Annotated in this window: 16 protein-coding genes; 6 read left to right on the top strand and 10 right to left on the bottom strand. The window is 66.8% G+C overall.

Translation table 11 applies throughout. From position 1 onward, the window contains the following. The gene (locus ACFC4D_RS35550) at positions 1–837 is read right to left on the bottom strand and encodes a phosphoribosylaminoimidazolesuccinocarboxamide synthase (RefSeq protein WP_376069934.1); all 837 of its coding nucleotides are present in this window, start codon (positions 835–837) and stop codon (positions 1–3) included. Between the two features lie 182 nt (positions 838–1,019). Here ACFC4D_RS35550 and pepN point away from each other — a divergent pair, with 182 nt between their 5' ends. The 3 genes from pepN to ACFC4D_RS35565 all read left to right on the top strand — a co-directional run bounded on the left by pepN (position 1,020) and on the right by ACFC4D_RS35565 (position 4,950). After that, entirely contained in the window at positions 1,020–3,608 is a 2,589-nt protein-coding gene (gene pepN / locus ACFC4D_RS35555; protein ID WP_376069936.1) for an aminopeptidase N, read from the top strand. Positions 3,609–3,757: 149 nt separating this feature from the next. Beyond that, a complete protein-coding gene (locus ACFC4D_RS35560; RefSeq protein ID WP_364629417.1) occupies positions 3,758–4,363 on the top strand; it encodes an ATP-dependent Clp protease proteolytic subunit in 606 nt (201 codons plus the stop codon). After that, a complete protein-coding gene (locus ACFC4D_RS35565) occupies positions 4,360–4,950 on the top strand; it encodes an ATP-dependent Clp protease proteolytic subunit (protein ID WP_364629414.1) in 591 nt (196 codons plus the stop codon). Before ACFC4D_RS35560 ends, ACFC4D_RS35565 begins: the two co-directional genes overlap by 4 nt. A gap of 247 nt (positions 4,951–5,197) precedes the next feature. Here ACFC4D_RS35565 and ACFC4D_RS35570 read toward each other — a convergent pair whose 3' ends face one another. The 5 genes from ACFC4D_RS35570 to ACFC4D_RS35590 form a co-directional block, all read right to left on the bottom strand. Next, entirely contained in the window at positions 5,198–5,533 is a 336-nt protein-coding gene (locus ACFC4D_RS35570; protein ID WP_364632717.1) for a helix-turn-helix transcriptional regulator, read from the bottom strand. Positions 5,534–5,936: 403 nt separating this feature from the next. Next, a complete protein-coding gene (locus ACFC4D_RS35575; RefSeq protein WP_375955361.1) occupies positions 5,937–6,404 on the bottom strand; it encodes a DUF5130 domain-containing protein in 468 nt (155 codons plus the stop codon). Further along, complete coding sequence (locus tag ACFC4D_RS35580) at positions 6,391–6,672, bottom strand: hypothetical protein (RefSeq protein ID WP_364629408.1); 282 nt, start codon at positions 6,670–6,672, stop codon at positions 6,391–6,393. The genes ACFC4D_RS35575 and ACFC4D_RS35580 overlap by 14 nt, the downstream gene beginning before the upstream one ends. Positions 6,673–6,749: 77 nt before the next feature. Next, positions 6,750–8,345, bottom strand: coding sequence for a glycoside hydrolase family 13 protein (locus tag ACFC4D_RS35585; protein WP_375956084.1), 1,596 nt, complete (start codon positions 8,343–8,345; stop codon positions 6,750–6,752). 178 nt (positions 8,346–8,523) lie between these two features. Further along, complete coding sequence (locus tag ACFC4D_RS35590; RefSeq protein WP_375955363.1) at positions 8,524–8,928, bottom strand: globin; 405 nt, start codon at positions 8,926–8,928, stop codon at positions 8,524–8,526. Between the two features lie 235 nt (positions 8,929–9,163). Between ACFC4D_RS35590 and ACFC4D_RS35595 the strand changes: the two genes are divergently transcribed. After that, a complete protein-coding gene (locus ACFC4D_RS35595; protein WP_364629402.1) occupies positions 9,164–9,859 on the top strand; it encodes an HNH endonuclease in 696 nt (231 codons plus the stop codon). A gap of 18 nt (positions 9,860–9,877) precedes the next feature. Here ACFC4D_RS35595 and ACFC4D_RS35600 read toward each other — a convergent pair whose 3' ends face one another. After that, positions 9,878–10,450, bottom strand: coding sequence for an XRE family transcriptional regulator (locus tag ACFC4D_RS35600; RefSeq protein WP_364629400.1), 573 nt, complete (start codon positions 10,448–10,450; stop codon positions 9,878–9,880). Between the two features lie 202 nt (positions 10,451–10,652). On the opposite strand from ACFC4D_RS35600, the gene ACFC4D_RS35605 reads away from it, so the two are divergent. After that, positions 10,653–11,501 carry an AzlC family ABC transporter permease gene (locus ACFC4D_RS35605; RefSeq protein WP_376069939.1) on the top strand — a complete coding sequence of 283 codons (849 nt, stop codon included), beginning with the start codon at positions 10,653–10,655 and terminating at the stop codon, positions 11,499–11,501. 98 nt (positions 11,502–11,599) lie between these two features. Continuing rightward, the gene (locus ACFC4D_RS35610; RefSeq protein ID WP_375955367.1) at positions 11,600–11,917 is read left to right on the top strand and encodes an AzlD domain-containing protein; all 318 of its coding nucleotides are present in this window, start codon (positions 11,600–11,602) and stop codon (positions 11,915–11,917) included. An 8-nt stretch (positions 11,918–11,925) separates the two neighbouring features. Here ACFC4D_RS35610 and ACFC4D_RS35615 read toward each other — a convergent pair whose 3' ends face one another. From ACFC4D_RS35615 to ACFC4D_RS35625, 3 genes are all read right to left on the bottom strand, one after another. Beyond that, positions 11,926–12,657 carry a dienelactone hydrolase family protein gene (locus ACFC4D_RS35615; RefSeq protein ID WP_376069940.1) on the bottom strand — a complete coding sequence of 244 codons (732 nt, stop codon included), beginning with the start codon at positions 12,655–12,657 and terminating at the stop codon, positions 11,926–11,928. A gap of 92 nt (positions 12,658–12,749) precedes the next feature. Next, the gene (locus ACFC4D_RS35620) at positions 12,750–13,454 is read right to left on the bottom strand and encodes a hypothetical protein (RefSeq protein WP_376069942.1); all 705 of its coding nucleotides are present in this window, start codon (positions 13,452–13,454) and stop codon (positions 12,750–12,752) included. After that, positions 13,439–13,885, bottom strand: a complete 447-nt coding sequence (locus tag ACFC4D_RS35625) for an acyl-CoA thioesterase (protein WP_375955372.1) — start codon at positions 13,883–13,885, stop codon at positions 13,439–13,441. Before ACFC4D_RS35625 ends, ACFC4D_RS35620 begins: the two co-directional genes overlap by 16 nt. Between the last annotated feature and the right edge of the window lie 12 nt (positions 13,886–13,897).

The following is a 13,897-nucleotide window of genomic DNA, read 5'->3' on the forward strand; positions in this document are numbered from 1 at the left end:
CTACTCGGCGCTGCTCACCCAGGGTGTGCCGGTGATGAGTTCGTAAGCCTGCATGTACTTCTGGCGGGTGACCTCGACGACCTCGGCGGGGAGCTCGGGGCCCGGGTACTCCTTGTTCCAGCCGGTGCCGGTGGACCAGTCGCGCACGTACTGCTTGTCGAACGACGCCTGGGGGCGGCCGGGCGCGTACTCGTCGGCGGGCCAGAAACGGGAGGAATCGGAGGTGAGCACTTCATCGCCGAGGGTGAGAACGTCACCGTCCCAGCCGAATTCGACCTTGGTGTCGGCGATGATCACACCGCGCTCGGCGGCGTGCGTCGCACCGCGCGAATAGATCTCCAGGGTCAGGTCGCGGAGCTTGTTCGCGACCTCCTCGCCCTCCTGGTTGATCACATCGGCGAACGAGATGGGCTCATCGTGCCCCTCATCGGCCTTCGACGACGGGGTGAAGAGCGGTTCGGGCAGCTTGTCGCCGTCCACCAGCCCCGGCGGCAGCGCGATACCGGATACGGTGCCGCTGCGCTTGTATTCGGCCAGCCCGCCGCCGGTGAGATACCCGCGCGCGACGCATTCGACCTTCAGCATCTTCAGCGGTTTGACCCGCACCCCGCGCCCGGCGAACTCCGCGGGCACATCGGTGGTGGAGACGATGTGATTGGGAATGCTGTCGAAGAACCCGAACCACCAGTTCGACAGCTGGGTGAGCATCGCACCCTTGTCCGGAATCGGGGTGGGCAGCACCACGTCGTACACCGACACCCGGTCGGATGCGACCAGGATCAGCGAATCGCCGTCCTCGTACAGGTCGCGCACCTTACCGGCGTGAATGTGCTTCAACTTTGTCCTCCTCAGACTGGATCGCTGCCGCCGCACAGCCTACCGAGGCGCTCCTGTCTCCTACGCACCCGCCGGGACGAGGCATGCGCCTGCCATGCGCTGCGCCGACATGGCATTGTGGGCACGTTGGCTTTACGGCGGGCAGCGCCGCCCGCAGCACTTGCGAGAGCGAAGGAGCACCCTTGTCCGCACCGAATCTCACCCGCGAGCAGGCGATCGAGCGCGCCGCGACGGTCCAGGTGGATAACTACCGCGTCGAACTGGACCTGACCGGGCAGCCCACCAGCGCCGAAGCGGCGACCAGTGACCTGTTCTTCTCGCGTTCCACGGTGACATTCACGGCGACGCCGGGCGCGAGCACCTTCATCGACTTCGTCGGCGCGGGCGTGCGCTCGGCCGTGCTGAACGGCGTCGCGGTCGATGTGAGCGATTACGACGAATCCAAGGGCCTGACCCTGACGGGGCTGGCCGCGCGCAATGAACTGGTCGTCGAGGCCGATGCCGAGTACTCGCACACCGGCGAGGGCCTGCACCGCTTCGTCGACCCCACCGATAACAAGGTGTACCTGTACTCGCAGTTCGAAACCGCCGATGCCAAGCGCATGTTCGCGTGCTTCGACCAGCCGGACCTCAAGGCCACCTACGACGTCATCGTCACCGCGCCCGCGGACTGGGAGGTCATCTCCAACGGTGCGACCACCTCGACCAAGAGCATCGGCGCGGTCGTCGAGCACACCTTCGACACCACCCCGCGCATGAGCACCTACCTGGTGGCGCTCATCGCCGGACCGTACGCGAAGTGGACAGACACCTTCGTCGACGAGCACGGTGATATCCCGCTGGGCATCTACTGCCGCGCCTCGCTCGCCGAATTCATGGACCACGAACGGCTTTTCACCGAAACCAAGCAGGGCTTCGGCTTCTATCACACCAATTTCGGTGTGCCCTATGCCTTCGGCAAGTACGACCAGCTGTTCGTGCCCGAATTCAACGCGGGCGCAATGGAGAACGCGGGCGCGGTCACCTTCCTGGAAGATTATGTGTTCCGCTCCAAGGTGACTCGCGCTTCGTACGAGCGCCGCTGCGAGACCGTGCTGCACGAGATGGCGCACATGTGGTTCGGCGATCTGGTCACCATGAAGTGGTGGGACGACCTGTGGTTGAACGAATCGTTCGCCACCTTCGCCTCGGTGCTGTGCCAGGTGAGCGCGACCGAATACACCAATGCCTGGACAACTTTCGCGAATGTGGAGAAGTCCTGGGCGTACCGGCAGGATCAGCTGCCCTCCACACACCCCATCGCCGCGGACATCCCGGATCTGCACGCGGTCGAGGTGAACTTCGACGGAATCACCTATGCCAAGGGCGCTTCGGTGCTCAAGCAGTTGGTGGCGTACGTCGGGCAGGAGCCGTTCCTGGCGGGTCTGCGCGACTACTTCACCGAACACGCCTACGGCAACGCCACTTTCGACGATCTGGTGGGCGCGCTGGAGAAGGCGTCCGGGCGCGACCTGTCGGATTGGGGCGCGCAGTGGCTCAAGACCACCGGCCTGAATATCCTGCGGCCCGAGTTCGCCGTCGACGCGGACGGCAAGTACAGCTCGTTCACCGTCATCCAGGACGGCGCGGAGCCGGGCGCGGGTGAGCGGCGCACGCATCGCTTGGCCATCGGCGTGTACGACGATCAGGACGGAAAGCTGGTGCGCACCAAGCGCGTCGAGCTCGATATCGATCCGGCCGAGCGCACCGAGGTGCCCGAGCTGATCGGTGTCGCGCAGGGCAAGCTGGTGCTGGTCAATGACGACGACCTCACCTACTGCTCGGTGCGGCTGGACTCCGGCTCGCTGGAGACCGTGGTCGATCGCATCGCCGATATCGCCGAACCGCTGCCGCGCACGCTGGCCTGGTCGGCCGCCTGGGAGATGACCCGGCAGGCCGAGATGCGGGCCCGCGATTTCGTGGCGCTGGTGCAGCGCGGCGTCGGCTCGGAGACCGAAATCGGTGTGGTGCAACGCCTTCTCATGCAGGCGCACACCGCGATCTCCTCCTACGCCGACCCGAACTGGGCCACCGACACCGGCTGGCCGGAGTTCGCCGACCGCCTGCTGTCGCTGGCACGGGCCGCCGAGGCGGGTTCGGATTATCAGCTGGCCTTCGTGAACGCCCTCACCGGCGCGCACCTCTCGGTCCGCCACATCGAGGCGCTGCGTCAGGTCCTCGAAGGCGATGCCGCCGCCGGACTGCCCGGTCTCGTGGTCGACACCGACCTGCGCTGGCGACTCATCCAGGCCCTCGCCGCCGCCGGTGACATCGACAACGACGGCACCGAAACCCCGGTCATCGACGGCGAACTCGCCCGCGACGACACCGCCGCGGGCCGCCGCCAAGCCGCCGCGGCAGCCACCGCCCGCCCTCAGATCCCGGTCAAGGCACAAGCCTGGGCCACGGTCATGGACGACGACTCGGTCCCGAACATCACCGCCCGAGCCATCGTCGCGGGCTTCGCCCCGGTGGGCCAGGCCCACCTGCTGACCCCCTACGTCGAACGCTATTTCGCCGAGATCCCGTCGGTCTGGGACCGTCGCTCCAGCGAAGTCGCGCAAACCGTAGTGGTCGGCCTCTACCCGCACTGGGCCATTTCGGACGAGGCCGTAGCGGTCGCCGACAAGTTCCTCTCCGGCGACCTCCCGCCCGCCCTGCGCCGCCTCGTGGTGGAAGGCAAGGCAGGCATCGAGCGCTCGTTGCGCGCCCGCGCCTTCGACCGCGTCTAGCCCGTAAACCGAAGTCCCGCAGCCCCTTTCGCCTCGCGCGAGAGGGGCTGCGGGCTTTTCGGGGCACGCAGGCGCCCACGCTGCTGTGAGCGGATCCGCTGTGGGCAGCACCGGCGGAAATCGCGGTGCCGGTGCGGCACCGTGGAGTCATGGCACAGGACGAGAAGACGCCGATGTTCAACTGGCGCACACGGGAACAGCTCTTCGCCAAGCGGATTCTGGTGCTGGACGGTGGGCTCGATGATGACAACGGGTCGCTGTTGATGACGCAGTTGTTGCAGCTGGCGGCGGAGGATCCCGAGACGGGGATCTCGCTGTGGATTCATTCGCCGGGCGGGTCGGTGCCCGCGATGCTCGCCATCCGGGATGTGATGCGGCTGGTGCCGTGTGATGTTTCCACGCTGGCGCTCGGATTGGCTTGCAGTGCAGGGCAATTCCTGCTGTCTTCGGGGACCCCCGGGAAGCGGTTCGCGCTGCCGCACGCGCGGATCCTCATGCATCAGGGGTCGGCCGGTATCGGCGGCAGCGCGGTCGAGGTGGAGGTGCAGGCCGATGATCTGCGCTACACCGTGCAGACCGTGCTCGGGCTGATCGCACAGGACACCGGGCAGCCGTTCGACCAGATCTACGAGGACTCGCTGCACGATCGGTGGTTCACCGCGACCCAGGCCAAGGAGTACGGGTTCATCGACGAGATCGTCGAATCCTTCTGGCAGATCATCCCGCAGAAGCAGAAGATGGGAATCTCGGCATGAGCAGCTACACCATCCCCAATGTGATCGCCCAGCATCCGCGCGGCGAGCGCATCATGGACGTCTACTCGCATCTACTGGCCGAGCGCATCGTATACCTGGGCACCCCAATAGATTCCGGCGTCGCCAACGCACTGATCGCCCAACTCCTGCACCTCGAGGCCGACAGTCCGGGCCAGGAGATCAACCTGTACGTCAACTGCGAGGGCGGCGACCTGACCGCCATGCTCGCGGTCTACGACACCATGCAGCACATCTCGGCTCCCGTCGCGACAACCTGTGTGGGACAGGCGATCGCGGTCGGCGCGGTACTGCTGTCGGGCGGGGCGAAGGGTATGCGCACCATGCTCCCGCATGCCCGCGTGGTCCTGCACCAGCCCGCGATCAGCGGCCGCGGCACCATCCCCGACCTCATCATCCAGGCCGACGAAGTGGTGCGCCTGCGTGGCCAGGTCGAGGACATCCTCTCCCTGCACACCGGCCAACCCCTGGAAACCCTCCGCCGCGATACCGACCGCGACCGCGTCTTCACCCCCGAAGCCGCCCTCGCCTACGGCCTCGTGGACCGAATCCTGGACCCCCGAGCCTGATTTCACCGCCCACCGGGCGCGATGAGGAAGCGGTGTAGCCCCGTGCTCCGCGAGTCACCAGCGGAGCACGGGGCACGCCGCGCGCCCGAGGACGGCGAAGCAGACTGCCACGAGGTCACCGAGATCCGCCGGAGTGGCGAGCGAAGGCAGAACCGGCGATAGAGACGCTTTGACCACTTGGCCGCTCCCGATCGAATACCCCTGCCTCCCACCGAAGTCGAGATTGTCGGCGGTATCCGGCGGCGGGTCAGGCGGCCAGGAGCAAGGCGTTGTATGCCTGAGCAGTCGGACGCTGGACCGGCGCGGGACGCGGGGTGGCGGGGATCGCGGCCAGACGCTGGCGGCGCAGGGCGTTGGCTACCTGTTCGGTGAGGCCGATGAGGTCGGTGCCGAGGGCACCGGCCAGGGCGGCGATCATTTCGCTGGAGGGTTCCTTGCGGCCGCGCTCCACCTCGGAGAGGTACTGCGGCGAGATGCCCGCGCGCCCAGCCGTTTCGACGAGCTTCTCGCCGTTCGCCTGACGCATGGCCCGCAGTTCCGCGCCGAGCACTTCGCGCCAGAGCGGTTCGCGGACCGCGCGCAGGGCACGGGGCTGCTCGTTCGGGCGGCGGGATTCGGGACGTTTCCCGGGGTCACCGGCGACCGGTTGCAACGCCGGACGAGTCAGTTCACCGCGCGTCTCGCCGACGGCTTGCGGGCGTGGTGCTTCGGACCGCTCGGCAAGTCCGCCGGGGATGGAATGGAGACGCGGCAGCTCGGACATGGTCCGAGCGTAAGTCGGCGCGGCCCCGTGGCGCGCTTCGTTCTGCTCTGAGCAGAAGGAAATGCGGCCGGGGTGTGGATCCCGGCCAAAAGCGCGCCGGGATGACGGGGCTTTACGGCAGCGCACCCCTTCCCTCTGCGGGCACCGGGCGTGCCGGGGCGCGGAGACGGAAGGGGTGCGAAAGGTTCCGGCGTCGCGCGTATTCGCGACGCCGGTGCGAATGTCAGACGCGGCCGATGGCGGCGGCCATGACGCGCACCGCGGAGACCAGGCCGTCGATGAGATCGCCCTGGCGGAAGGAACTCTGGGCGGCGGTGGAACCGAGCTGGCAGACGCGATCGTTGGCGCGCTCGGCGACATCGCGGCCGGAGCGGACCTCGACGGCGCGGGCGTTCGGGTCGACGGCGATCAGCACCGAGCGAGCCGCCTCGGGGGTACCGGGGAAGACCGCGTCCGCGCCGGCGCCGGAATCCGCGCCGAGATCACCGATGAAGATGTTGAACCGCACCTTGGTGGCGCGGGTGGCATCGGTGAGCGCGTTATCCATGAGCAGGCGCTCGTGATCGGTGAACGGCACCTCGCTGAACACATCGCCGGCCTCGTGCACGCCGGAGACGCGCCCGCTGACGGTGACGGCGTAGCCGTGCGGTAGCTCGGCCTCGTTCACAGCGGGCCAATTAGAACTTGCCACTTGCCCGGCCTCCGATCAGGTCCGCCGCGGCGGATTCGATAGCAGCATGGTTGCCATGCGATGACTCAGCATTGTCGTGATGACCGGAACCGGTCACCTCGTCCGTCGCGCTCCACAGCACGGGAGGCTGGGTCCACTTGGCGCCCAGCGCGAAGTGGTCCGGCTTCTTGCCGGGCAGCGGCTTACCGAGGAACGACAATCCGGCGATCACCAAATAGATCGCAAGCGGGATGCCGACGTAGATCAGCACTGTCTGGAGAATGCTCACAGCCCAACGGTAATCGATGCCCGGATCGTCGCGACCGACCGGTGAGCGTGTGCGCGCACGTGTCGTCGTGATTCCGCTCAAACAAGCCACGCAGTCGAGTTTGCCGGAAGTTTTCCAGCGCTAATCGGAGCGCTCGTCAGCAACACCTCACCCGCGGGCAGACTAATCGCCGCATCTGTGGCATTGAGCACACACAGCAGTCCGCCTTCACGCCGAAATGCCAAGCAACCGGGCGGACTTCCGTACCACTCCAGTCCGGGCCCGATGAATTCCTTTCGCTCGGCCCGCAATTCGATCGCCATCCGATACAGCGACAGCATGGAGTCCAAACGCTCCAACTGTTTTTCCACCGTCACCCCCGACCACTGCGGTGGCATCGGCAACCACGGCGTCCCCGAGGTGAATCCGAACGGCGGCCGCTCCCCCTCCCAGGGCAGCGGCACCCGGCAGCCGTCCCGCCCGCGCTGGGTATGCCCGGAACGCTCCCAGGTCGGATCCTGCAGCGCCTCCTCGGGCAGATCGTCGACATTGGGCAGACCCAATTCCGCACCGTTGTAGATGAATACGCTGCCCGGCAGCGCCAACTCCAGCATGATCATGGCCCGCGCCCGCGCCTGCCCCAGCGCCCCGCCGCCGTACCGGCTGACCTCGCGCTCGACATCGTGATTGGACAGCGTCCAGGTCGGACTCGCACCGACCGCGGCGACCGCGCGCAGCGAATTGTCCACGGCGTCACGGATTCTGTCGGGATGGAACGGCGTCTCCGCTAATCGGAAATTGAATGCCAGATGTAGCTCATCGGGACGGACGTATTCGCCGAATCTGATGTTGTCGTCGACCCACACCTCACCGATGGACACCGCGTTCGGATATTCGTCCATAACCCGGCGCAGGCGGCGGTGAATCTCGTGCACGCCCGGATTGTTGAAGCGCGGATCATCATCGTCGTGCACCACCAAATGGTCATCGCCGATGGGCCGGGTGGGCAGTTCCATATCGGGTAGACCAGCGGGTTTGGCCATTCCGTGCGCGACGTCGATACGGAATCCGTCGACGCCGCGATTCAGCCAGAACCGGATGGTCTGCTCGAAATCCGCTGCCACCTCCGGATTCTCCCAATTCAGATCCGGCTGTTCCGGCGCGAACAGATGCAGATACCACTGCCCGGGTCTGCCATCGGCCTCGATGACGCGGGTCCAGGCCGGGCCGCCGAAGATACCGGGCCAATTATTCGGCGGCACACTGCCATCCGGCCCGCGCCCGTCCCGGAACCAGTAGCGGGCGCGCTCGGGACTCCCCGGCGCGGACGCCAGCGCCGCGCGGAACCAGTGATGCTGATCGCTGGTGTGGTTGGGCACCAGATCCATGGTGACCCGGATATGCCGGTGGTGCGCCTCATCGATCAGATCGTCCAGCGCGGCCAGCCCGCCGAACAGCGGATCGATATCGCGCGGATCGGAGACGTCGTAACCGCCATCGGCCATGGGCGAGCGCATGACCGGGCAGATCCACAGCGCGTCCACCCCCAGCAACTCCAGATAGCCCATCTTGTCGCGCAATCCGCGCAGGTCACCGACGCCGTCACCGTCGGAGTCCGCGAACGAGCGCGGATACACCTGATAGAACACCGCGGATCGCCACCACGGCGGCTGCGGAAACAGCGCATCCGGCACGGCGGAAGGAACAGCGCCGGGCACGGCGGCGAAGTTGTCGGTCACAGCCGTAATGGTGCCTCAGCCCGCCGACACTCGAGGGGGTGACGACGACACTTGTCCAGATTCAGCAAATGATCAGCGGGCGAGCCGTGGAACCGGAAAGGCTCTGGGGGCCTACAACTTCTGCGGCATGAATTCAGATGGGCGAGTTCATGAGCGAATTGGCGGCCATCTCGAAGTAGTCGAGCAGCTGTTTGCGGTGGGCGTCGTCGAGCAGTGCGGGCTCGATCTCGGCGACTGCGATATGCATGGCGCGCAGCCAGGCGTCACGCTCGATCGGCCCGACCTTGAACGGGTGGTGCCGCATCCGCAAACGCGGATGTCCGCGCTCTTCACCGTAGGTGCGCGGGCCACCCCAGTACTGCTCCAGGAACATCCGCAATCGACGCTCGGCGGGCCCGAGATCCTCTTCGGGGTAGAGCGGGCGCAGCACCTCATCGGCTGCCACCTCCCGGTAGAAAGCGGCAACGATCCGCTCGAAGGTCGCTGCCCCGCCGACCGCCTCATAGAAGGAGGTCGCTGTCTGCTCGCCGGAAGTCACGCCCCCATTGTGCCCGTCGCGTCGATATCGCACGGCCCGGGGCGGGGTCGAGACGGGATGATCTTGCGGGAACCGGCTGGTCGCGGGCGGTGTTTCATACCGTCATGTGTCGTTCATCCGTTTGTGCCCGACAATGTGCGAAATCACCGTGCAATGTGCGCCGTTCCATGGTCAACTGGGTGGCAGTCTGCCGATTACCACACCATCGGACGAATACGAATTCGGGGTATAGCCCATGAAGCAGCGGCACGGCGCCCGGCACGAGGCGCGCACGCACCGACAACTCCAGCCCGCCGATGTCCACAATCGTGGGTCGGGGGCTACTCCGCTGCACATCTTGTCCGAACATTCCTATCCGGATGCGCATCATGATCATTCCGCGCATCGCCCGGCCGATGTCACTCCCGGCCTGAGCTGGAGCAAGAGTCGCGTTCTGCTCCTGAACGCCACCTATGAGCCGCTCACCGCGCTATCCGCGCGCCGCGCCGTCGTACTGCTCATCTGCGATAAGGCGCATACCGTTCACGACAATCCCGAAGGTCCGGTCGTACATTCCGCCGGCACCTCGGTGGCGCTCCCCTCGGTGATTCGACTACGCACCTACGTGCACGTCCCCTATCGCGCCCGGGTGCCCATGACCCGCGCCGCGCTCATGCACCGAGATCGATACCGCTGCGCGTACTGCGGCGGCAAGGCCGAGACCATCGACCACGTGATCCCGCGCAGCCGCGGCGGCGCGCACTCGTGGGAGAACTGCGTGGCCTCCTGCGCCCCCTGCAATCACCGCAAGGCCGACAAACTGCTCAGCGAATTGGGCTGGACGCTGCACCATCAACTGGTGTCCCCCAAGGGTCCGCATTGGCGACTACTCACCGCCAGTTCGGAATTGGACCCAACCTGGCTGCAGTACCTCGGCGAAGGCGCCGCCTGACACAGACGCCCACCCGATTCAGCTGTATTCGCTGACCAGCAGTGCCCAGGTGCCGGGCTCGAGCGCCTCGAACACATGCGGTGAGTCACCGGGGTAGCAGATGTAGTCCCCCGGATTCAGCTCCACCGGAGCATCGGCCGGACCGACTTTCGCGCGCCCGCCGCCGAGCACGATGTGCTCGACAACGCCGTGACTGTGCGGATCCGAGTCACGCGAGTGCCCCGGCTCGGCCTTGATGCGGTAGATATCACGCCGCGCATTGGGCGGGGAAGCCGCCAGCAGCGTCGTTCGATATTCCGACTGCGATGAGGCGAGCATCGCGCCCTCCCCCGCGCGGATCACCTGAACCATCGGGCGCGGCGGATCCAGCAGCCTGGAGAACGGGATATCCAGCGCCACGCACAGCGCCCACAGGGTCTCGATGCTGGGATTTCCGGATCCCGACTCCAATTGCGAGAGAGTCGATTTCGCGATTCCGGCCTTCTTCGCCACCTCGGTCAGCGAGAGCCCGGCTCGGGCGCGCTCACGGCGCAGGGCAGCGGCGATCGCCTCTTGCGGAGACGCGGCGGAGGGGCTGTCGGACACGGTCATATCGGGTTCACACAGTACCGGCGCGGGACCGGGAACACGACTTCGGCCACGCGGGTCCGGCGTACAGGTGCGACGGAGTTTCCAACGCCGGATCGAACTACACCGCGGATAAATCGCCTGGTCATGGACACGACGACATGGCCGAACGTCGGCGACGGGAATCCTTTGACTTAGCGAACGAGATGCGTTCACTATAGACGGCATGCGTTCGATATGGCGAACACTCGATCGGGGTGTACTGACGGGGATAGCGGCGATCTGCCTGGCGGTTGCCATGATCGGCGTGTCCTACGGCGCTACGGCCGTGACTGCCGGATTCCCCACCTGGCTGCCCATGCTGCTGAGCGTGGCCGTGGTCGCGGGCGGATCCGAATTCGTCTTCCTGGGCATTCTGACCGCGGGCGGCAGCCTGATCGCGGCCGTGTTGGCCGGACTGCTGGTCAACGCCCGGCACGTGCCCTACGGGCTATCCGTGCCCGACGTCGTCGGCACCGGCTGGCGGCGGCTCGTGGGCACCCACGTCATGAACGACGAATCGGTCGCCATGGCCCTGGCCCAGCCCGACCGCACCCGCCGCCGCGCCGCCTACTGGCTCTGCGGACTCGCGGTGCTGGCCGCCTGGCCACTGGGCGCGGCAGTCGGCGCGATGCTCGGCTCGGTCGTCCCCAACCCCAACGCCTTCGGCCTGGACGCGGTCTTCCCCGCGGTGCTCATCACCCTGGTACTGCCCGCCCTGCGCGATCGACTCACTCGCACCGCCGCACTCGCCGGAGCGGCCATCGCCGCGATCTCCACCCCCTTCCTGGGCGCGGGCCTGCCGGTCCTACTCGCACTGACCGCCGTACTTCTGGTCGTGAGGCGCGCGGGAGAGGCCGATTCCGCCGATCCGGTCGATACCCCCGGAACGAACATGCCCGCCGAGACGACCGACACCGCAGGTATGACAGGCCGCGCCGGGGCGGTCGACTCGACCGATGTGGACATGCGCGCTACCGCGGACCAAGCCGAGATGAGTTCCGCGCCAATGGTATCGAGCAGCACACACACCTAACCCCCCTGCGGCGCAGCATTTTTCCGGCTCGCAGTCGAGCTGCTCCCCAGAACCCGATGTCAACGACCACCGGAACGAATCCCGCGAGAGGGGCCCAGATGACCAGCACACTGCTTGTCGGAGTTATCGCACTTGCCGTGGGCACCTACGCTTTCCGATTCGCCGGACCGGCGTTGCGCAGCCGCGTGAAGGTCTCGCCGCGAACCGTGAAGCTGCTCGAGATCGCCTCGGTAGTACTGCTGGCGGCGTTGGCGGTCACCACGCTGGTGCCGTCCGGGTCCGGAGATTTCGGGCTGGCGCTTCCGGCGGGGGTGCTCGCCGCCGCCGTACTGGCGTGGCGGCGAGCGCCGCTATTGGTGGTGATTCTCGCGGCGGCCGTTGTCACCGCGGGACTGCGAATGCTCGGCGTGCACTGACGAAAGACTCAGGCGCGCAGCAGGTTTACCAGTCGGGACCAGGCGTCTTCGGCGTATTCGGGGCGGTACCAGTCGCGGCCGGGGTAGACGAAGCCGTGCGGGGCGTCCTCGTAGACGATGAGTTCGTGGTCGATGTTGTTGTCGGAGAGGGCTTTTTCGAGTTCGGCTCGGGCTTCGGCGTCGATGAGGGGGTCTTGGCCGCCGAAGAACAGCAGGACTCGGCCGGTGATTCCGGCGGTCGACTCGATGGTGGGTTCCGGTGTGGAGAGCGGGATTTCGGTGTTGGTGAGCCAGCCGGGGTAGAAGGCGGCGACGACATTCAGCGGGAGTTGGGTGGCGGCGTAGTAGGCGACGTGGCCGCCCGCGCTGAAGCCGACCATGCCCACCGAGGTGGCATTGCGGCGCTTCAGTTCCTCGAGGCAGGCGGAGATGTCGGCCAGCACGCCCGGGCGGTCGAGGGTGCGCAGCAATTCCAGTCCGCGTTCCCGGCCTTCGGGGGTCCAGTCCAGGTGGGCACGAGGTTCGGTGGGGTGGAAGAGATCCGGGACCAGGACCGTCACACCGAAGGCCGCGAGGCGCTCGGCGGCGGCGAGCACCGAATCGTGCAGACCGTAGATCTCGTGTCCGACAACGACTCCCGGATAGTCACCGGGCGCCTCCGGCCGAGCCAGGAAGGCCGCCATCACCGCGCCATCGACCTCGATATTGATCCATTCGGTCACGATGCCGATATCACTCATGCGCTCAAGGTAGCCACGGCGGTCGGCACCGGCCAATCGGGAATTCTATCGCTGCCATCGGCATATCGATGGCAGCGAAGGATTCACGAAAGTCAGTGCGAGAGCAGCGGAATCGCGGGACCGCGACGGCGCGCCACCGAACCGTAGCGGGCGTCCAGGCGCAGCCAGGTGCGGGCGGCCCGCACCCGCACGATCTCGTCGACCGAAATGCGGCGCGAATCGGTCTTCTCGCCGCCGTGCGGGATGAAATCCATTGCGGCCAGGGCGAATACGACGCGCATGGGCACCTCGACCTCTTCCCCCGCGCCGGAGACGGTGAGCACCGTCTGATCCAGCAGCGAGGCGGGCGGGCCGTGACTCGACCCGTGCTCCTGCGCCAATTCCGCACCGCGCTCGGCCAATTCGACGAGCATGCGTGCGGGTATGTCATCGATGTGCACGAAACCCGATTCGGGTGGCAGCGCACTGCGCCAGGCCGAATCCATGGCGTAGCCGAGCGGGAACGGCTGCGCCGAGCCCGGCCCGTGCAGCCCGGACAGCACGGTGTCACCGCTCACGGTCACATCGTCGGTGCCGAGTTCGGCCACCAGCGTGCGCACCGCCAGCGCCTCGAAACCGGTTCCGGCCCAGGCGGAGACATAGCGATCCCCGCGCCGGCGCAGCCGAATGACCGCGCCCGGATCCAATCGCACCGCATGGGTGATGAAGGCGGCCAGATTCTCGCGTTCCGCGGGATCCGGCACGTGCAGGGTGTGTTCGCCGAACGTCACTGTGGTGCGGCTCAGTCGGCCAGCCACAGCGACAGATAATCCCGTTCCGCGGGGTCGAGGCGGCGTAGTCGCTGGGTGTCGATATCGAAGGCGGCGAGCTGGGTGGAGGCGATCACCGCGGGCGGGGAGGCCGGGTCCGCGCCCGCCGCCCGCACCTCGTAGCCGACGGTGAAGTCGACCGCGCGCATGCGATCGATCCACATGGACACGTCCAGTGGTGAATCCTCATGCCGCAGCTGACCCTTGTACTGCACGCGCAGATCCGCGAGCACGCAGCCGGAGCGTAACCGCACGGTGGGCCGGTCATCGGTGAACAACCAGGGGATGCGAGCCTCCTCCAGCAGGGTCACCATGCGCGCATGGTTGATGTGCTGGAAGGCGTCCATATCGGACCAGCGCACCTCGACCCTGGTGTGGAAGCGGGCGGGTTGCGCCTGCGTCTTGCCCTGGTCACTCAATGAACCGACACT

It is taken from the genome of Nocardia sp. NPDC056000, from assembly GCF_042269265.1.
Classification (GTDB): domain Bacteria; phylum Actinomycetota; class Actinomycetes; order Mycobacteriales; family Mycobacteriaceae; genus Nocardia.